This window comes from Moheibacter sediminis (assembly GCF_900176425.1).
In the GTDB taxonomy this organism is placed as follows: Bacteria; Bacteroidota; Bacteroidia; order Flavobacteriales; family Weeksellaceae; genus Moheibacter; species Moheibacter sediminis.
Genome location: NZ_FWXS01000005.1, coordinates 199,238 through 219,062 on the forward strand (window position 1 = coordinate 199,238; position 19,825 = coordinate 219,062).

21 protein-coding genes are annotated in these 19,825 nt (G+C 36.9%); 10 read left to right on the forward strand and 11 right to left on the reverse strand.

The features are described 5' to 3' along the window. Positions 1-165: 165 nt before the first annotated feature. The gene (dnaK, locus tag B8977_RS09125) at positions 166-2,064 is read left to right on the forward strand and encodes a molecular chaperone DnaK (RefSeq protein WP_084017401.1); all 1,899 of its coding nucleotides are present in this window, start codon (positions 166-168) and stop codon (positions 2,062-2,064) included. Between the two features lie 95 nt (positions 2,065-2,159). Here dnaK and B8977_RS09130 read toward each other — a convergent pair whose 3' ends face one another. From B8977_RS09130 to B8977_RS09165, 8 genes are all read right to left on the reverse strand, one after another. Beyond that, positions 2,160-2,639 (reverse strand): hypothetical protein, encoded by a 480-nt coding sequence (locus tag B8977_RS09130; protein WP_084017402.1) that lies wholly within the window; start codon positions 2,637-2,639, stop codon positions 2,160-2,162. Then, positions 2,639-3,049, reverse strand: coding sequence for a hypothetical protein (locus B8977_RS09135; RefSeq protein ID WP_084017403.1), 411 nt, complete (start codon positions 3,047-3,049; stop codon positions 2,639-2,641). The genes B8977_RS09130 and B8977_RS09135 overlap by 1 nt, the downstream gene beginning before the upstream one ends. 62 nt (positions 3,050-3,111) lie before the next feature. Further along, positions 3,112-4,296: a sigma-54-dependent transcriptional regulator gene (locus tag B8977_RS09140; RefSeq protein WP_084017404.1), complete on the reverse strand. Its 1,185-nt coding sequence runs from the start codon at positions 4,294-4,296 to the stop codon at positions 3,112-3,114. Between the two features lie 112 nt (positions 4,297-4,408). Beyond that, positions 4,409-4,777 (reverse strand): DMT family protein, encoded by a 369-nt coding sequence (locus B8977_RS09145; RefSeq protein ID WP_084017405.1) that lies wholly within the window; start codon positions 4,775-4,777, stop codon positions 4,409-4,411. A 1-nt stretch (position 4,778) separates the two neighbouring features. Next, the gene (locus B8977_RS09150) at positions 4,779-5,645 is read right to left on the reverse strand and encodes an acyl-CoA thioesterase (protein WP_084017406.1); all 867 of its coding nucleotides are present in this window, start codon (positions 5,643-5,645) and stop codon (positions 4,779-4,781) included. 102 nt (positions 5,646-5,747) lie between these two features. Beyond that, the gene (locus tag B8977_RS09155; protein ID WP_084017407.1) at positions 5,748-6,710 is read right to left on the reverse strand and encodes an NAD(P)H-dependent flavin oxidoreductase; all 963 of its coding nucleotides are present in this window, start codon (positions 6,708-6,710) and stop codon (positions 5,748-5,750) included. A 472-nt stretch (positions 6,711-7,182) separates the two neighbouring features. Then, a complete protein-coding gene (locus tag B8977_RS09160) occupies positions 7,183-8,640 on the reverse strand; it encodes a dicarboxylate/amino acid:cation symporter (RefSeq protein ID WP_084017408.1) in 1,458 nt (485 codons plus the stop codon). A gap of 60 nt (positions 8,641-8,700) precedes the next feature. Then, positions 8,701-9,498: an ABC transporter substrate-binding protein gene (locus tag B8977_RS09165; protein ID WP_084017409.1), complete on the reverse strand. Its 798-nt coding sequence runs from the start codon at positions 9,496-9,498 to the stop codon at positions 8,701-8,703. A 120-nt stretch (positions 9,499-9,618) separates the two neighbouring features. Between B8977_RS09165 and lpxK the strand changes: the two genes are divergently transcribed. The 5 genes from lpxK (at position 9,619) to rplS (ending at position 12,548) form a co-directional block, all read left to right on the forward strand. Continuing rightward, positions 9,619-10,662 carry a tetraacyldisaccharide 4'-kinase gene (gene lpxK / locus B8977_RS09170; protein WP_084017410.1) on the forward strand — a complete coding sequence of 348 codons (1,044 nt, stop codon included), beginning with the start codon at positions 9,619-9,621 and terminating at the stop codon, positions 10,660-10,662. Beyond that, positions 10,634-11,449, forward strand: a complete 816-nt coding sequence (locus B8977_RS09175; protein WP_084017411.1) for a purine-nucleoside phosphorylase — start codon at positions 10,634-10,636, stop codon at positions 11,447-11,449. Before lpxK ends, B8977_RS09175 begins: the two co-directional genes overlap by 29 nt. Before the next feature lie 85 nt (positions 11,450-11,534). After that, positions 11,535-11,849 carry a DUF6787 family protein gene (locus B8977_RS09180; RefSeq protein ID WP_084017412.1) on the forward strand — a complete coding sequence of 105 codons (315 nt, stop codon included), beginning with the start codon at positions 11,535-11,537 and terminating at the stop codon, positions 11,847-11,849. 18 nt (positions 11,850-11,867) lie between these two features. After that, positions 11,868-12,101: a putative signal transducing protein gene (locus tag B8977_RS09185; protein WP_084017413.1), complete on the forward strand. Its 234-nt coding sequence runs from the start codon at positions 11,868-11,870 to the stop codon at positions 12,099-12,101. An 87-nt stretch (positions 12,102-12,188) separates the two neighbouring features. Continuing rightward, positions 12,189-12,548, forward strand: coding sequence for a 50S ribosomal protein L19 (rplS, locus tag B8977_RS09190; protein ID WP_084017414.1), 360 nt, complete (start codon positions 12,189-12,191; stop codon positions 12,546-12,548). Positions 12,549-12,582: 34 nt separating this feature from the next. On the opposite strand, the gene B8977_RS09195 is transcribed toward rplS, so the two are convergent. Further along, positions 12,583-13,971 (reverse strand): HTTM domain-containing protein, encoded by a 1,389-nt coding sequence (locus tag B8977_RS09195; protein ID WP_084017415.1) that lies wholly within the window; start codon positions 13,969-13,971, stop codon positions 12,583-12,585. A gap of 105 nt (positions 13,972-14,076) precedes the next feature. On the opposite strand from B8977_RS09195, the gene B8977_RS09200 reads away from it, so the two are divergent. Beyond that, entirely contained in the window at positions 14,077-14,979 is a 903-nt protein-coding gene (locus B8977_RS09200) for an MBL fold metallo-hydrolase (protein ID WP_084017416.1), read from the forward strand. Positions 14,980-14,997: 18 nt separating this feature from the next. Then, positions 14,998-15,822, forward strand: coding sequence for a CAP family protein (locus B8977_RS09205; RefSeq protein WP_084017417.1), 825 nt, complete (start codon positions 14,998-15,000; stop codon positions 15,820-15,822). A gap of 202 nt (positions 15,823-16,024) precedes the next feature. Here the strand turns inward: B8977_RS09205 and mgtE are convergent, their stop codons facing one another. Together mgtE and rsmA are read right to left on the reverse strand one after the other, a co-directional pair. Then, positions 16,025-17,380 (reverse strand): magnesium transporter, encoded by a 1,356-nt coding sequence (mgtE, locus tag B8977_RS09210; RefSeq protein ID WP_084017418.1) that lies wholly within the window; start codon positions 17,378-17,380, stop codon positions 16,025-16,027. Next, positions 17,377-18,135 (reverse strand): 16S rRNA (adenine(1518)-N(6)/adenine(1519)-N(6))-dimethyltransferase RsmA, encoded by a 759-nt coding sequence (rsmA, locus tag B8977_RS09215; RefSeq protein ID WP_084017492.1) that lies wholly within the window; start codon positions 18,133-18,135, stop codon positions 17,377-17,379. The genes mgtE and rsmA overlap by 4 nt, the downstream gene beginning before the upstream one ends. A 184-nt stretch (positions 18,136-18,319) precedes the next feature. Here rsmA and B8977_RS09220 point away from each other — a divergent pair, with 184 nt between their 5' ends. After that, complete coding sequence (locus tag B8977_RS09220; RefSeq protein ID WP_084017419.1) at positions 18,320-18,772, forward strand: PA2169 family four-helix-bundle protein; 453 nt, start codon at positions 18,320-18,322, stop codon at positions 18,770-18,772. A gap of 152 nt (positions 18,773-18,924) precedes the next feature. After that, positions 18,925-19,815 (forward strand): cell division protein FtsX, encoded by an 891-nt coding sequence (locus tag B8977_RS09225; protein WP_084017420.1) that lies wholly within the window; start codon positions 18,925-18,927, stop codon positions 19,813-19,815. Positions 19,816-19,825: the final 10 nt, after the last annotated feature.

The window sequence follows — 19,825 nt, forward strand, 5'->3', positions numbered from 1 at the left end:
AATACAATTTGTATTTTTTTCTTAAGCGGTAAATGGATAATTATTACACTTTAATTCAAAATCTGTCATTCTGTCATTAAATTCTGACAATTAATTCCAAAAATTCTGTTGGCACAATCATTGACTATTGAATTGAAAAATTAATCTACAATAAAATTATATAAAATGAGTAAAATAATAGGAATTGACTTAGGTACTACAAACTCCTGCGTTGCAGTGATGGAGGGTAGCGAACCTGTTGTAATCCCAAATGCAGAAGGTAAAAGAACTACTCCTTCGATCGTAGCTTTCGTAGAAGGTGGTGAAAGAAAAGTGGGAGATTCGGCAAAAAGACAAGCCGTGACCAACCCGCACAAAACTATTTATTCGATTAAAAGATTCATGGGAAGCACATTCTCAGAAGCAAACAAAGAAACAGAACATGTTCCGTACAAAATTGTCAAAGGTGACAATGACACCCCGCGCGTAGAAATTGACGGACGCAATTATACACCGCAAGAAATCTCTGCAATGGTACTTCAAAAAATGAAGAAAACAGCAGAAGATTATTTAGGACATGAAGTAACGCAAGCCGTTATTACGGTTCCTGCATATTTTAACGATGCACAGCGTCAGGCTACAAAAGAAGCCGGAGAAATTGCAGGTTTGAAAGTAGAAAGAATTATCAATGAGCCGACTGCAGCAGCATTGGCTTATGGTTTGGATAAAGCAAACAGCGACAAAAAAATAGCAGTTTATGACTTGGGTGGGGGAACTTTTGATATTTCAATCCTTGAATTAGGAGACGGAGTTTTTGAAGTACTTTCTACAAATGGTGACACACATTTGGGTGGAGATGATTTTGACAATGCAATCATCAAATGGCTGGCTGACGAATTCCAGTCAGAAGAAAATGTAGATTTGAGAAAAGATGCGATGGCACTTCAACGTTTGAGAGAAGCAGCTGAAAAAGCAAAAATCGAATTATCTTCTTCTGCACAAACTGAAATAAATTTGCCATATATCACAGCAAATGAAACAGGTCCTAAGCACTTGGTAAAAACTTTGACTCGCGCAAAATTTGAACAATTGACAGACGATTTGGTTCGTCGTTCGATGGATCCATGTAAAAAAGCATTAAGTGATGCAGGTTTGTCTGCTTCGCAAATTGATGAAGTGATTTTGGTAGGGGGTTCTACACGTATCCCGAAAATTCAGGAAGAAGTAGAAAAATTCTTTGGTAAAGTTCCTTCAAAAGGAGTAAATCCTGACGAAGTTGTAGCGATTGGAGCAGCAATCCAAGGTGGAGTTTTGACCGGTGATGTGAAAGATGTATTGTTGTTAGACGTTACACCGCTTTCATTGGGTATTGAAACTTTAGGTGGTGTTTTCACTAAATTGATTGAATCCAACACAACCATTCCCACGAAAAAATCTGAAACTTTCTCAACAGCAGCTGACAACCAACCTGCAGTAACTTTGAGAATCGGTCAGGGTGAGCGTTCTATGTTCAATGACAACAAAGAAATCGGAAGATTTGACTTGATTGACATTCCGCCTGCACCACGTGGTGTTCCACAAATCGAAGTAACTTTTGATATCGATGCAAACGGTATCTTACACGTTTCTGCGAAGGACAAAGGAACAGGAAAAGAGCAGTCTATCAAAATTGAAGCTTCTTCAGGTTTGAGCGATGAAGACATCCAGAGAATGAAACGAGAAGCGGAGGAAAATGCATCAAAAGATGCTGAAGCCAAAGAAAAAATCGAAAAAATTAATGGCGCTGACGCTTTAATTTTCCAAACGGAGAAACAATTGAAAGAATACGGAGAGAAAATTCCGGCTGACAAAAAAGAACCGATTGAAACTGCTTTGGCAGAACTGAAAACGGCACATTCAACTCAGGAAGTTTCACAAATCGACCCAGCTGTTGAGAAGTTAAATGAAGCTTGGGCAGCGGCATCCCAGGAATTGTACGCTGCGATGAACGAGCAACAAGCTGCAGCAAATCCGGCAGATTCTGCAGAAACAACTGCAAAAGCCGATGGCGAAGTGGAAGATGTAGATTTCGAAGAAGTGAAATAATTAAATTTTCATATAAAAGAAAACCCCGGCAGAAATGTCGGGGTTTTTGGTTTTATAACTTATTAAACTTTGTCAAGGTAATTTAGAGTGAATTTTTACTCCACTTTCATATTCTGTTTCAAGTAAAAAGCTTCGATGATTTCAGTCATTGGATAATCAAACCAATCGGTTTGCTTTTTGATTTTTAAATCTTTGTCCAATTCCAGCCAAATAACGAAACGCATTTCTTCCACTGCTCGGTTATTATAGCTGTGCGGCATAAATTTTCCTTTGGCAACAATGGTAGAATCGCTTGTTACGATTTCATCTAATTTGATGGTTTCAGGATTTGAAAAAATAAAGCCTTGGTCAGTCCATCCATAAAAATCTTTGTACAAAAAATTTGGATCATCAGCTTCCGATTCAAATCCGATGTTTTCATAATGGAAATCTTTGGCATAAAAAGAAACCATCTTATCAATTTCTTTTCTTTTGGAATAATTTTCAAAAAAACGCTCTCCGATTTCTTGGGTTTTGTTTTGCTTTCCGCAGGAAATTAAAACTGTTGCGGTTAAGAGAAGTATAAATTTTTTCATTAGTCAGGAATGCGTTTTAAATATTCTTCAATTTCCGGTAATGTAGCGTCATCATTCATTGCAACCCAAGTGTCGTTGTCCGAATATCCGTAAACTTTTACGGAAACTGTACCACCTTTGGGCTCTAGTTCGATGCTAGTGCCATCACCTAGTTTTGCCCAGCTGCCATGTGCTCTTTTTCCGTTTTCGGTCAATTCAAAAGCATCTCCATCTATCTTTAATTCAACGTCTTTTCCTTTGATTTTTCCTTTGAAAGTTCCTTCGTATTCTATATTTTCAGAATTAATTTGTGAAGTTTCTTCCATGTTTTCTATATCGGTTTCAGATAGTTCTCCGGGAGCAGTATTTTCTTTTTTTCCGCAGGAAACAATCATCATTCCTATGCTTAAAAGAATCAATAATTTTTTCATGTATAATTAATTTTTGATTGAATTTTAACGTATTCAATCTTCAGTTTAGTATAGGGATTGAATTATTTCTTAACGAACATTTCGACATCTTCTTTCGAAACCGGATTTCCCCCTAAAATAAGAAGACGTTCAACAACATTTCTCAATTCTCGAATGTTTCCTGTCCAGTCTATATTTTCTAGCAACTTAATTGCTTCATCAGAAAAATCTTTCACTATCATTCCTGAAGATTCTGCAACCTGCACAGCGAAATGATTGACCAAATGTTTAATGTCCTCTCTACGGTTATTTAACGAAGGAACTTCGATTACGATGACCGCCAAACGGTGGTACAAATCCTCTCTGAACCTGCCTTCATCGATTTCTTTGCGCAAATCTTTATTGGTCGCGGCAAGCACCCGTACATCCACTTTAATCTCTTTGTCACCACCCACGCGGATGATTTTTCCTTCTTGAAGTGCACGTAAAACTTTTGCCTGAGCCGGAAGACTCATGTCTCCAATTTCATCTAAGAAAATAGTTCCTCCATGTGCCAGTTCAAATTTCCCTTCCTTGTCTTTGTGTGCACCTGTAAATGATCCCTTTACGTGCCCGAATAATTCACTTTCAATTAATTCAGAAGGAATTGCGGCACAGTTCACTTCGATCAAAGCCTTGCGGTTTCTTGAACTTTTTTCATGAACATGATGCGCTACTAATTCTTTTCCTGTACCATTTGGACCCGTAATCAAAACGCGGGCATCGGTATCAGCCACTTTGTCGATGATGTCCTGAATGTGGGAAAGAGCGGGAGAAGAACCCACCATTTCATATTGTTTAGCTACTTTTCTTTTGAGCGCTTTGTTTTCTGTGGTTAATTCTTTGTTTTTGGTAATCAATACTTTTTTGTCCAGGGCATTTCTTACAGTCATCAAAAATCTGTTCAAATCCGGTGGTTTTGCGATGTAATCAAAAGCGCCTTTTTTGATACAATCTACTGCGGTATCAATGTCGCCATGACCAGAAATCATCAGGAAAGACAAATCAGGATTGGCTTCCAAAGATTCAACCAAAACCTGAACGCCATCTTTTTTGGGCATTTTTATATCGCTGATAATTAAATCATAATCATTCTCTGAAATCATTTTCACACCAACTTCACCATCTTCTGCAAGATCAACTTCATAGGATTTATCTTCATCCAATAAAATATTTTTGATTACGTTTCTGATCGCGGCTTCGTCTTCTATGATGAGTATTTTTGACATATTATTAATTTAGTTTTTTCAAATATAGTTTTAAAAATGAAATGTTAAAATTTCAAAAGATTCTTTAAGCTAAAAGCAGACCAAAGTTGTTTTTGCCAATTAAGAATTCAAATTATTTTTTAAATATGAAGTAAACTGCCAAAACCAAAAATATAAATCCGATCAAATGATTCATTTTCAACGATTCATTTTTAAATGCAATCAACGTAAATGCTGTAAAAACAACTAAAGTGATAACTTCTTGAATTACTTTTAATTGCCAGATGGTAAAAGGGCCTCCATTTCCTTCAAATCCGATTTTATTAGCGGGAATCATAGCACAATATTCAAATAATGCAATCATCCAGCTGAACAAGATGATTTTGACCAAACCCATGTTGGCAAACCAAGTATATTCTTTAAATTTCAAATGTCCGTACCACGCAATGGTCATGAAAACATTGGACAAAACCAATAATGAAATGGTGTAAACAATTTTCATCTTACTTAACTTTTTGGCGCATCAAACCTTCTTGTGCAACCGAAGCAATGAGTTTTCCATCTTGGGAAAATATTTTTCCATTGGTCAATCCACGTGAATTGGAAGTGCTTGGAACTTCGATGCTGTACAAAAACCAACCTGAAAAATCATCCGGTTTTCGGTGAAACCACATCGCATGGTCGAGACTCGCCATCTGCGTATTTCCAAAATGGGCTTTGGAAGCATGCGGTTGCAAAGCAGTAACCAAAATGTTGTAATCGGATGTGTAAGCCAAAATTTCGTGAAAATGCTGAATAGTGACTCCCTCATTCATTTCCTTAAATTTAAACCAAACATTTTGCATAGGTGGTAGATCTATTTTTTCTAAAGGGTTATTGATCACAGTAGGTTTGAAAATAACAGGTCTTTCCAAAGAAAGAAATTCTCCGAAACTTTTTGGTAAAAATTCTTTGGTCTGTTCATAAATTTCTTCCCAACTAAAAAGCGTTTCCGGCAAAGGAACTTCAGGCATATTGCCTTGAAAATCAAATCCTGATTCCTCTTTCTGAAAGGAAGCAGCCAACACAAAAATTGAATTTCCGTCTTGCTCTGCGGTTACATAACGTGTCGTAAAACTTCCGCCGTCACGCACGAGCTGAACTTTGTAAACGATGTCTTTTTCCAGATTTCCCGGCAAGATGAAATAACCGTGCAGCGAATGACAAAATCGATCTTCGGCAACCGTTCTGTAAGCAGCATTTAAAGCTTGCGCCAAAACTTGTCCGCCAAAAACATTGAGACTGCCGACAGATTCACTTTTTCCGATAAATAATTGTGTGTCAATTTCTCTTAGGTGGATTAAATCTATGAGTTGTTTTGTGTTTTTCATTCTATAAAATTAACTAATTCCTTTGCCATTTCGATTGAAGCGAAGGGGAGTGAGAAATCTTAAAATTTATATAGATTTCTCGTTCCTCGTAATGATAATTCATTAAAACTTCAAATTGTTTTTAATTTCTAAATTTTTATCCAAAGCCGATTTGTATTCAGATTTTAGTCTTTCGATCAATTCATGAACAGTTGGAACGTCTTTGATTTCTGCAACACCGTGTCCAGCTGACCAAATATCTTTCCAAGCTTTGGCGTGTTCACCCGTGAGTTTGGAAAAATCTTCTTGTTTCTTTTCGATTGTGTCGATGCCGGCTTGTTCGATGCTTTTTTTGAGAAAATTGGCATTAACACCCGAAACGCCATCGGTGTACATCACATCATCGATTCCCGAATTCACAATCATATTTTTGTATTCATCTGAAGCCAAACATTCTTGCGTGGCGATGAAACGCGTTCCCATGTACGCGAAGTCAGCACCGATAGTTTGTGCAGCGAGGATTTCTTTTCCGGAATTGATGCTTCCTGCCAGGACAATTGCACCGTTGTAAAAATTTTTGATTTCGGCTGCTAAAGCAAATGGGCTGGCCGTTCCGGCATGTCCTCCCGCTCCGGCGGCGACACAGATAATTCCATCCACTCCGGCTTCGGCAGCTTTTTCGGCGTGTCGCTTTTTAATGACATCGTGGAAAATTAATCCGCCGTATTCGTGAATGGCATCGACAATTTCTTTTACGGCACCGAGTGAAGTGATGATAATCGGAACTTTGTATTTGGCACAAATCTGCAAATCTGGTAAAACTCGAGGATTGGTATGATTGACGATGATATTTACGCCGTAAGGTGCTGGCTTGATTCCTGTTTCGAATTCGAATTTTTCGAGTTCGGAAGTGATTTCTTTGAGCATTTCTTCGAATGCCTCGGAAGTTCTCCCGTTGAGGGCAGGGAAGGTGCCGACAATTCCGTTTTTGCAGCATTCGATGACGAGTTTCGTTCCGGAAACGATAAACATCGGCGAAGCTATTATGGGAAGTGTGATTTGTGATTTAAGTTCTTGTATTGTCATTTTTATTTTTACTATGCGTGAATAACAAATTTAAAATAAATGTATGATTTAAATTCTTTAGAAAATTAAAACATTCTTATTTAATTGAAATTTGGTCAAGAAATATTATTGTTTGGAATAATTACATGTTTCTTTATAAATATCAAATACGTTAAATACTTGCTTGATTTAATCCGCGATTTAACTGTAAACTATTTTTTCTCTAACTTAGGAATTAGGTTTTTTTATTATCTTTCATTATTAATAACAATCTAACCAATTTAATCATAAATGAAGAATTTGGTAATCAAGAAAAAGAGCAGGAGAAAGGAGACATAAAAAAGGAATTGATGGCTGGATGGCGTGTGGAAATTGTCGAAAATGTGAAAATGCAAAATGCAAAAGAATTTCGAGCAGATTATTACAGGAAGAATTCTCAATGGAGAACCGGGGGATTGGAATTTTAATTACAAATACTTAAATAAAAAAGCTCTTAATTCAATGAATCTTCTACAAGTTTTTCTTTTCCATAATTAAGGGCTTTTTCCTGATCAAATTCTTTTTCCCATTTGGCTACAACAACCGAAGCCAGACAGTTTCCGATTACATTGACAGAAGTCCTTGCCATGTCCATCAATTCATCAATCCCCAGAATGGCAGCGATTATGAACAGCGGTAATCCAAATTGGTCAGCCGTTGCAATCAAGATAATTAATGAAGCACGCGGAACCGCTGCAACACCTTTGCTCGTTACCATCAACGTCAAACAGATTAACAATTGCTGCCCGATGCTAAGATCCATTCCTGCCGCCTGCGCGACAAATATCGAAGCCAGTGAAAGGTACAATGTCGTTCCGTCCAGATTAAAACTATAACCCGTCGGCACCACAAAAGAGACAATTTTTCTCGGCACTCCAAAAGCTTCCATGTTACTCATCACTTTCGGCAAAGCAGCGTCTGAACTCGTCGTTGCAAACGCAATCGAAACCGGTTCTTTCAATGCATTGACGAATTGTTTGATGGGAACTTTCATGTACAAAGCAATCGGAAGCAAAACACCTAGTAAAAATACCATCAATGCACCATACAAAGTCAGCAAAAGCATCAATAAATTTTTCAGGATTTCAACACCCATATGTCCAACCGTATAAGCCATCGCAGCACCTACACCGATAGGTGCAAAATACATGATGATGTTGGTGTATTTGAACATCGTTTCGGCCAGGCTTTCTACAAAGTTGACCAAAGGTTTTCTCTTCTTTTCTTCGACCATTGCCAATCCAATTCCGAAAATAACTGCAAACACAACGATTTGGAGTACTGAATTTTCAAACATAGATTTCACAATATTTTCCGGAAAGACATCTCTGAAAAACGCAGTAGTTTTATACAACCAATGCACATTTTCAGGCAGATCTTCCAATGCTGAAATGTCATTGGCTTTCAAGCCTGCAGAACTCGGAGGTAATTCTTCCTGCGGAAATTTACTCGCGTCAATTCCTTTTCCCGCTTGGGTAATGTTTATGGCTCCCAATCCTATGAACAAAGCCAGTGTGGTGGCACAATAAAAATAAAGCAAAGATTTCCAGGCCATCCTTCCGACTTGTTTCAGGTCAGAATGTCCCGCAATTCCATACACTAAAGTCGCGAAGATGATAGGACCGACAATTGTTTTTACCAATCGGATAAATCCACTGCTCAACGGTTGTAAAGATTTTGCAACAGATGGGAAATCATATCCGATAACAGCGCCTGCCACAATTCCAAATAAAATCCATGAAGTCAATGATTTTTTCTTGATACAATAAAGCACCAAACTCAAAATTGAAAGCCATCTCGCTACCATCAAAATACCATCCGGAACAATTTTGAAAATGAAATCTAATCCAATTAAAATAGCTGTAATTGTGATGATTACAAAAGGGATGATATAATAGAATCTTGTCTTCATTTGTGATGTGTATGGGAGCAAAAATAAACAATTGAAAATAATGCGCAATTAAATGTGATTCTATGTATGAAAAAATCCCGAAATGATGGATTGTATTTGCAGGATTCCGTCGGTCAAAGCAGCAGGCCCCGGCTGTAATATTATTTCAGATTTGATTTCGTAAAGGTGGTTATTTTTCACTGCGCTGATTTCTTCCCAACCTTTTCTGGCTTTCACTTTTTCTGGCTTAAATTTCTTTCCGCACCATGAGCCGATGATGATGTCGGGATTTTTATCAATCACCAAATCTGGATGGACGATTCTGTCTTTTGCCATCGATTCTTTTGCTAATTCGGGAAAAATCAAATCGCCTCCACAGATTTCAACCAATTCACTTACCCATTGGATAGATGAAATTAAAGGATCATTCCATTCTTCAAAAAATACTTTTGGTCGAAATGGGAATGATTTACTCATTTCCAAAGCATTATTTAAATTTAAAATATAATTTTGAACTAATTCTTTTCCTTCCAATTCATTTCCAATTAATGAACAAAACTGAAGAATCATGCTCAACGTCTCATCTATACTTCTGTGGTTAAAAATGAAAACATTAATTCCGTTTTTGATTAATTCTGAAGCAATATCGCGCTGCAAATCCGAATATCCGATTACCAGATCCGGCTTCAGTTCCAGAATCGCATCAAAATTTGCATCAATGAAATTAGAAACTTTCGGTTTTTCTTTTCGTGCTTGTTTGGGTCTTCGCGTAAATCCGCTTATGCCGACCAAACGGTGCTGCTGGTTGATTGCGTAAAGAATTTCAGTTCCTTCTTCGGTCAGACAAATGATTCGTTGTGGATATTGCGCTTTGAACATAGCGCTAATTTAAGCTGAATTTTATGAATCAATTTTAATTTACAAAAATCGTTGATAAAATTATCTCTCGACCCTACATACATAAATGAAAGTAATTAAATTTGCACTTCGTTTAAAAATATGAATTGGCGTAGAATTTTACTTCCTTTTTCGGGAATTTTTTGGATTGGAGTTACTTTTAGAAATTTGTCCTATAAAACTGGGCTTTTCAGGTCTAAAAAGTTTAAAACTCCAGTGATTTGTATTGGAAATTTATCGGTGGGTGGCACCGGAAAATCTCCACACGTGATGCACGTGGCTGATATTCTGAAAGATGAATTTCAAACTGCGATGCTCAGCCGTGGTTATGGCAGAAAAACATCCGGACTCAAAATCGCAAATTACAGTTCCAAAGTATATGACATCGGCGACGAACCTTTGCAGTTTTTCAACCGTTTCAAAAATAAAATTGTAGTTGCGGTTTCAGAAAACAGAATTATCGGTATCAATCATTTGATCAACAATTTTAAATCTGAAGTGATTTTGATGGACGATGGATTTCAGCACCGACAAGTAAAACCCGGATTTTCGATTTTATTGACTGATTTTAACGAGCCTTATACATCAGATTTTTTATTACCGGGCGGAAATTTACGTGAGCCTAGATCTGCTGCCAGACGCGCAGATGTGATTGTGATTACAAAATGTCCCGATGCATTTACGGTGAAACAAAGAGATGAATTGCTGTCGAAAATAAAACCAAAGTCTTATCAGAAAATTTTCTTTTCTAAGATTATTTATTCAAATGCGGTTTTGCACCATCGATACAATATTGATTCGGATGAGTGGAAAGATTATGATGTGGTTTTGGTAACGGGAATCGCAAAATCTAAAATTTTGGCTGATTATACCAAATCAAAATTCAAATCCGTTCAACACATAGAATTCCCCGATCACCACAATTTTTCAAGTTCAGATGTACAGAAAATTGATGCTGAATTTGAGAAAATCAAATCCACTCACAAGATGATAGTTACAACAGAAAAAGACTATATGCGTCTGAAAGATGAACGCTCATTGATAGAAAATTTATTTTATTTACCGATTCAAGTAGAATTGAATGACGAAGCTTCATTCAGAGAAACCATTTTAAATTATGTTAGAAAAAATCACACAAGCCGTTGAATACATAAAACCATTTTTGACAGAAACACCTGAATATGCCATTGTATTAGGTTCAGGATTGGGAAAACTTCAGGATGAAGTTCAGGACAAAGTTGTCATCGATTATACTGACATTCCGCATTTCCCGAAATCTACCGTTGTAGGTCACAAAGGGAAATTGATTTTCGGAAAAATTGAAGGCAAACCTGTATTGATGATGGCCGGAAGATTTCACTATTACGAAGGTTACAATATGCAGGAAGTGACTTTCCCGATGCGCGTTTTCAAAGGATTGGGAATCGAAAAATTATTGCTTTCAAATGCGAGTGGCGGTGTAAATGCTGATTATGAAGTAGGGGATGCGGTTGTCATCAAAGACCATATTAATATGATGCCTGAGCATCCGTTGCGCGGAAAGAACATTGACGAATTAGGACCTCGTTTTGTTGACATGTCTGAACCATATGATAAAAAAATGCGTGAATTCGTGATCAATTTCGGAAATGAAAACGGAATTGAAGTGAAAGAAGGAATTTACATGGGATTGCAAGGACCAACTTTTGAAACACCTTCAGAATATGGAATGGTAAGAAAATTAGGCGCAGATTGTGTGGGAATGAGTACTGTTCCAGAAGTGATTGTGGCTCGACACATGGGCGTTCGCGTTTTCTGTATTTCTGTGATTACCGATTTGGGTGGACCCGAAATTGCAATTCCGGTTTCACACGAAGAAGTTTTAAATGCTGCCAATACAGCTATGCCAACCGTTGTTAAATTGGTGAAAGGCTTGATTGGGAGCAACGTTTAAGAATATTATAAATTTTTAATGTTGAATTTTATATGAATTAATTTCATTTAAAATTTAGCATACAACATTCAAAATAATAAAAGAAGTGTTTGAAAAACTAAAAAAACATTGGCAGATTGAAAGCAATTTTCAATTGATTTTGATCTTGATTGTCTTTTCTATTACAGGTTCCGCGTCAGCTTGGGTTTCAAAACCTTTTGTTGAATGGTTCGGACTCAATGATGAAATCATGCCGACGTGGTTGTTCACGATTTTGAGATTGATTCTGATTTTCCCGATTTACAATGTGATTTTGCTTGTAGTGGGAACTATTTTTGGACAGTTTAAATTTTTCTGGGCATTTGAAAAGAAAATGTTTTCCAGATTTGCACCAAAGAAAAAAGTTGCTGAGGAAGTTTAATTTGAGTAAATTGTTCAAGTGAAAAAAGAACATGAAAATCTCAAATTCGTAACACTTGAAACTTTCTCCAATCTTTGGACAGCGGAAGTGGTAAAAAACCGTTTGATGGAAGAGGGAATTCGTGCTCATATCGCGAATCCTTATGTCAATTATTCATTTGGCCCGACAGTTTTGGAGGGATTTCGATTGCAAGTAGAACAGGATCAGTTTTTAAAAGCATTAAATATTTATAAAAATACTTTGCAGGATTAGGAATTATTTTTAATTTTGCGCACCATTGTAAAACCTCTGACGAGATCCGTGTATGTTTTTCATTGTTAATTCATTAAATTCCAAAAGATGGAAAGTATCGTAAAATACGTACAAGACAAATTTGTAGCAAAAAAAGATTTCCCTGCCTTTTCTGCAGGTGACACAATCACAGTTTATTATGAAATTACCGAGGGTGCAAAGACACGTACTCAGTTTTTCAAAGGTGTTGTAATCCAACGCAAAGGACAAGGAACTACTGAAACATTTACCATCCGTAAAATGAGCGGTGAGGTAGGTGTAGAAAGAATTTTCCCGGTTAATTTACCTGCGATTCAAAAAATAGAAATGAACAAAAAAGGTAAAGTTAGACGCGCGAGAATCTATTACTTCAGAGACCTTAGAGGTAAAAAAGCACGTATCAAAGAAACACGTCACAAAGAAGCTTAAGATTTTAAGTTTAAATAATACAGAAACTTCCAGATCAATTTCGATTTGGAAGTTTTTCTTTTTCAGCAACTTTCGTATAATCAGCTGGTGCCTGACGCAACCATTCCTGATGTCCAAAATAATTCCATTTGGTATTTGCCAAATCGGCCTTTTCGTCTGTATATTCGAAGTAAGGTCCGCCATTGATGGAAATTCGGGCTTTGGTATAGACTTCAATTTCTTTCCCTTTTTTTGCATATTCCTTTCTCAAATATTGTGCAAACTGCCACATCATATCGGGTTTTCCTGTAATTCGACTTCGCTGTAAATGCGTTAAGTAATCATTCAGATTGACAGTTTCTCTTTTTCCATTTGATTTGTCAACCACATAAAAATAAGTCGTTGCAGATTTTGTTCTGAGCATCATTCGCCATGAAAGTCTATGCCCTTCTTCCGTCCAGAGTACATCACCCGGAATTTGCCAATGTCTCAGAGGAAGATAAATCTGCCATGAAATATAAATAAAGAAAATAACGGTGAAAACGGTTTGGTTTTTATGTCTTGGACCAAATTCGTTTGAACCCGGTAAAAAAGTAGATTTTTTTGGAAAAAATATTTTTCTGATGGTTTCCGGCGGGAAACAAAATACTGCCAATGCCAGCGCGAAATATGGGAAAATCCCGATGTGCAGCGTCACCGAATTAAACAAATGGAAAAACAACGCTGAGAAAAAAGCAATCACTCTTGTTTTTTTCCATAACAACGCTGGAATGATAATTAAGTCAAATCCAAATCCTAACCAAGAGAATATTTGTGCAAATTCTCTTGTTTGCACAAATTGCGTCAGCGGATCCCATTGTATATGTTTATCTGCCCATCTTCCAAATCCCATGTAACGAGCCATTAGGAAATCTCCATTCATCCAGCCCGGATAAAGTTTTGCAACAGCGGCGTATGTATAAACAATCAATAATTGTAAAATGAACAATAATCTCGTCCAGTAAAATGTATAAGTCGAACGAATTTGTGGCCAAATCCAAACATCTACAGCTCTGTAGCGGTTTGCGGGAATGAATACCATGAACCAGGCAATCAGCATCACAAGGTAATAATGGTTGTTGTAATGTTCCTTTTGCATAAAATAAACCAATGACCAGCCTAATGCAAATATCACAGTAGAAATTCTGTAAAATGCACCCAGACAAATGAGTAATCCTATCAATCCCAGGAATCCAAAGATATAATACATCGGTGTGCCCAATAGAAAATTAGTCCATTCAAAACCAATGAATGTAAATGTAATGGTGGGTTCGACAAAGGTTTCTTTGACCCAGCCTGTTGCAATTGCGCCCCAACATTCTGCAACCATCAGCAATCCAAAAAATATTCTGAATGCTATGATTTGTGAATTATCAATTCTGTGAAACAGAAAATTACCAAACATATTCTATCAATAGGTTTCCAAAGCTATTAAAAATTTAGGTTTAGAAAAATCCAAACATTTAATTCCATCAAAAATTTATATCTTGTACATTCATTTGATCAAAAAATGCAATATAAAATTCACACACTCGATTTACATTTTCTTCAGGAAAATTCAGCAATCGCTTCTTTTTTAATTGAAACTTCAGATGGGCTAGTTTTGATAGAGTCAGGACCTGAAACGACTTTTAATTATTTAGTTCAAGAAATTGAAAAAATAGGATTTGACTGGAAAGAAATTAAACATCTTTTTCTTTCACACATTCATTTTGACCATGCGGGAGCTGCTTGGAAATTAGCACAAAACGGAACCAGAGTGTATGTTCATCCCATCGGCTTGCCGCATTTGCAAAATCCTGAAAAACTTTGGAATTCAGCAGCCATGATTTACGGGGACGATATGGGCAGATTGTGGGGAAAGATGGAGCCGATTGATGAAAATCTTTTGGTGGGCGTAGATGACGGAGACGAAATTCAAATTGGAAATTCAAGTTTCAAAGCTTGGTATACTCCTGGGCATGCCATTCACCACAATGCTTATCAATTGGGAAATGTGATGTTTACTGGGGATGCAGCAGGAGTGAAGATAGAAAACGGGCCAGTTGTTCCGCCATGTCCACCGCCGGACATCAATATCGATTTGTGGAAATCTTCTATTCAAAAAATGAAAGAAATAAACCCTGAATTTATTTATTTAACCCATTTTGGAAGAATTGATAATCCTCAAAAACATTTTAAAGAATTAGAATTAATCCTCGATGATTGGGCAAATTGGATGAAACCGCATTTCGATGTACAGGCTTCTCCAGATGAAATTACACCTAAATTTATGGAATATACAAAACAACAATTACTAAACGCTGGCGTTTCACAAGAGAATGTCCAGAAATATGAATACGCAAACCCAAGCTGGATGTCAGTCGCTGGGTTGCTTCGTTATTGGAAACTCAAAGAACAAGGTAGAATTTAATTAAAACAATATAAATCTATGAAAACAGACCATCTCTTACTATTCATTGTTATTTTTTTAATTCAAATTGAAATTTCAAAAGCGGCAGATTTTCATTTTATCCAAAAAGAAAAATTTACAGGAAAAATTGACAACAGCCGTGAGCAGAATTATATGGACTCTGAAGAATGTCTCAATTATCCCACTCATTATTTCATTACAAATGAAGGCGAAAATTTACTGGTTGTTTTCCTCAATAAAACTCCTGAAAACGGAAGCATCAGCATCGAAGGTTTCTTTCAGGAAATAAATAACGTTTGTACAAAAGGTGGCAGCAATCAGCTTTTTATGGTTTCCAATTTCACAAAAGCTAAACAAGAATCGAATCACACGAACCAACCCAATACCAAATTGTCCGATATAGGCTCTGAATTGACCCCAAAACAAGCCCAGGAAGCACTTGATGTTCATAATGAAGCACGTGCAGAAGTAGGTGTTCCTTTGCTTACCTGGTCGGTTGAACTTTCTCAAATTGCTCAGCAATGGGCTGATTATCTTGCGCAAAACGGTTGCAACATGAAGCACAGCGAAAGTTCCGAGACTGGAGAAAACTTATATTGGACTTCCCGTGGCAGCGAATCAACACCATCAGATGCTGTACGTGCATGGTACAGTGAGAAAAAAGATTTTAAAAATGTACCGCTCAAAGGAAATGCTTGGTATGAAACCGGACATTATTCACAAATGGTATGGAAAAGCACCACTCATGTTGGAATGGCTTCTGCGAAATGTTCAAAAGGAGAAACCATAGTCGTAGCAAATTATAGTCCTCCAGGAAATTATATGGGAGATAAGGCGTATTGATTCTAAATTGGATACGTTGTTATAGAATGAAAAGAGATAGTGAACGCAATTTTGAATAATAGAAATTAAATATTATAAGAACTCGTTATTACTGGCATTAGAAAATTAAATAAAGGTTATGATGAAGAGAATTTTGAGGAAATTTTAAAAGAGAAAAATATACAGTAGTTACTATTTACAAAAATAGATTTAAGGATTTTTATTAAAACCCCAACAACATTTTGGCAATCATAAAGTAAATAAATACTCCAAAAATGTCATTGCTTGTAGTGATGAATGGTCCTGTAGAAACCGCAGGATCTAACCCGCGTTTGCTCAAAAAGAGTGGTATAAATGTTCCGATAGTTGCAGCGATGATAATCACAGTAACCAAAGCCACACAAATGGTAGCCGAAACAAGATAAGGCGTCCCAAACCAAAAATGACTAAAAAAAAGCACAATGATTGCGATACCCAATCCGTTTAATAAGCCTAGTAAAAATTCTTTCCAAAGCAGTTTCCAAACTTCGCCTTTGATTGTTCCGTTGGCAAGTCCCTGTACGATGATTGCGGAAGATTGGATGCCGACATTTCCAGCCGTAGACTGTATGAGTGGAACGAAAAGTAAAAGCACTTTGTATTTTTCCAAAACAACCGTAAAACCATTGATAATGCTAGCAGCGCAGAGTCCGCCAAACATTCCGATCAACAACCAAGGCAAACGTGCTTTGGTCAAAGTCCAGATACTGTCATCTGCATCAACATTTCGGGTGATACCCGCTGCCAACTGATAATCTTCCTCAGCTTCTTCACGCATCACATCTATGATGTCATCAACAGTTATAATTCCTTGAAGGCGCATCAGTTCATCTACTACAGGAATTTCCATCAAGTCATATTTCTGAATAATTTTGGCCACATCTTCGTCGTTGGCACCTGCTTTTACGTAGTGAACATTTTTATTATAAAGTTCTTCCAATTTAGTGCTGGAAGAGGTAGTCAATAATTTCTTTAAACTTAAAGTTCCTAAAAGCTCATTGTCATCATTCACAACATAAATGGAATAAACTTCTTCTAAGTCCTCAGCCTGCCTACGCATTTCACGCACGGCTGTGATTACGTTCCAGTTCTTATTAACTTTGACAAATTCCTTGCGCATCAAACCACCCGCGGTGTCTTCATCATAACGAAGCAAATCAACAATGTCTTGCGCATGTTCTTTATCCTCGAGCTGTGCAATAACTTCATCTTTTTTTGCCTCAGATAATTCACTGATTACATCCACAGCATCGTCCGTGTCCATTTCGGTGATTAAATCTTCAGCAATTTCTTTTGGAGAAAGGAGTCGGAGTAACTTTTTACGGTCGTCTTCTTCAAGTTCCAGCATGACCGCAGCCGAAACTTCATTATCCAGTAGTGAAATCAGATAAGATTGTTCTTCCAGCTCTAATTGTGGGAAAAACTCCGCTATGTCAGCAGGGTGCAAGTCAACCAGCATCTCATGAGCAGATTTAGAATTTTGCTCACGGATGCAGTCGGCTAGTGCCGAAAGAAAATCTTTGTTGATTTCGATGCTCATCCACTTATTTTACCTGTTAATTCTATGAATTGCTGTACAGACAGCTGTTCGGGACGCAAGTTAAGCAAATTCTCATCAATAGAGTGTTGAGAAATGTTTAAACTTTTGAGTGCGTTTCTGAGTGTTTTTCTTCTTTGGTTAAATGCAGTTTTTACGATATTGAAAAATAGTCTTTCATCTACTTCCAATTCAGTTTTGATTCTTTTCATGCGCATCACGCCTGATTTTACTTTAGGGGGCGGCGAAAAAACGTGTTCATCAACGGTAAACAGATATTCTGTTTCATAGTAAGCCTGAGCGAGTACAGATGTGATTCCGTAAACTTTAGAGCCGTGTTTTGCGCAGATGCGTTCCGCAACTTCTTTTTGGAACATTCCAACCATTTCGGGAACCTGCGTTCTGTCTTCAATAATTTTAAAAACAATTTGGGTGGAAATGTTATAAGGAAAATTGCCTAGTACAGTAATCTGTTCGTTGTTGAATTTCTCCTTTAAATTCATTCGCAGGAAATCTTCACCGTAAATTTTTAGGTTTAAATAATTTGCTTGTAAATATTCAACTGATTCACTATCAATTTCCACAACGGAAATATTTTTCTTTTCGTGAATCAAATATTTAGTCAAAACACCCATTCCCGGACCGATTTCTAAAACCTGATTGTAGCCTTTCCAAGTGAGTGCATCAACGATGTCTTTCGCCACGGATTCGTCAAGGAGAAAGTGCTGACCTAAATGTTTTTTGGCTTTTACGCTCATGCTGCGAAGGTAATGATTTCTAAAATAAAAATTTTTCCAGGTGAATTTGTGACTATTTTTTAATTGTTGTAAAAACATTCCACTTCCTGATTAAATCATTAATAACCTCCTTTGGTATGCTATTTGAAATTTTATTATATGAAGCTAAGCCTAAATATTTTTTAATAACTTAAAAACGAAAAAGATGGAACACAAAGCTTGTATTGAGGCACTGAATGACCTCATTAAAATCAACAACGACAGAATTGAAGGATATCAACGTGCAATCAATGAACTACCGGATGGTCAGGACACGGATTTGAAAGCGTTATTTACCGGTATGGTCAGTGAAAGTAATGGTTATAAAAGAGAATTACAGCAATTGGTTACTGAGTATGGAGGAGAAACTGCTGACGGAACAACGGCTTCAGGAGCCCTTTACAGAGCGTGGATGGATGTAAAAGCACTGTTCACGGGTGGTGATAGAAAAACCATTCTAAGCAATTGTGAAGCTGGTGAAGATGCTGCTCAAAAAGCATATAAGACAGCATTAGATGATGAAAATATTATGACCAAAACAAAAGATTTGATTTACCAGCAAAAATCATCGATGAGAACTTCTCATGATAAAATCAAAGCGTTGCGTGACGCAGCCTAAGAATTGATTTTAAAGTATATTAGAAAAGCGGAAAATTTATTTGACCGCTTTTGTTTTTTTAATTAAAATTATTTCATAAACTTTCCCTAAATCTTTTAACATAATCCTATCAAAAAAAGTTTTTTTATACCTTAGCCCAAAATTAAGTTTGAATGTCAAAATCGAGCGATAAATTTAACCAGGGACGACTTCGATCTTCCAACATCACAGTTGTTATCAGCATTGCGCTGGTACTTTTTTTATTGGGACTTTTCGGATTGATTGTCATCAATGCACAGAGTTATGCAGCTTACATCAAAGAGCAGTTGAAACTCGAAGCATTTTTTAATGATGAATACGATCCGAGAGAACAAGATACAGAACTTGCTCGACAGCAGACATTTATCGATTCTTTGAAAATCAAACACGTTTTTGTAAAAAGTACAGAATACATTTCAAAAGACAAAGCCTCTGAAATTGCCAAACAAGAATTAGGCATCGATGACAATGCAATTTTTGAAGCTAATATTTTCCCGGCATCCGTTCAGATTACTTTGAATCCAGACTATGTAAATCCAAAACAAGTAGATAGTATCAAGCAAATCATTTCAGCAAATCCAATTGTAAATGAAGTAGTTAACGATGATGAATTGATGACGACAGTTTACAATAATATCGATCGAATTACTTTCTGGTTAATGGTTTTGGCAGCAATTTTCTTAGTTATCGTAATGGTTTTAATCAACAATTCTATTCGACTCCGAATTTATGCCAAACGTTTTAGCATCAAGACTATGCAGTTGGTAGGAGCGAGGAGAAGATTCATCATTCAGCCATTTTTGGTGCAAAGTGCAGTACTTGGATTTTTTGGCGCATTGATAGCAGTTTTGGCTTTGGGTGGATTGTGGTATTATTTTTCTTCCATGGTTTTATTGCCATTTTGGAACGACGATTATTACTTACTAATCGGGGCTATATTCATTGTAGGAATCGTAATTGCGCTCATCAGTACCGGCATTTCAACTTGGAGGTATTTACGATTGAGAACCGATCAGTTATATTAACTCTGCATTA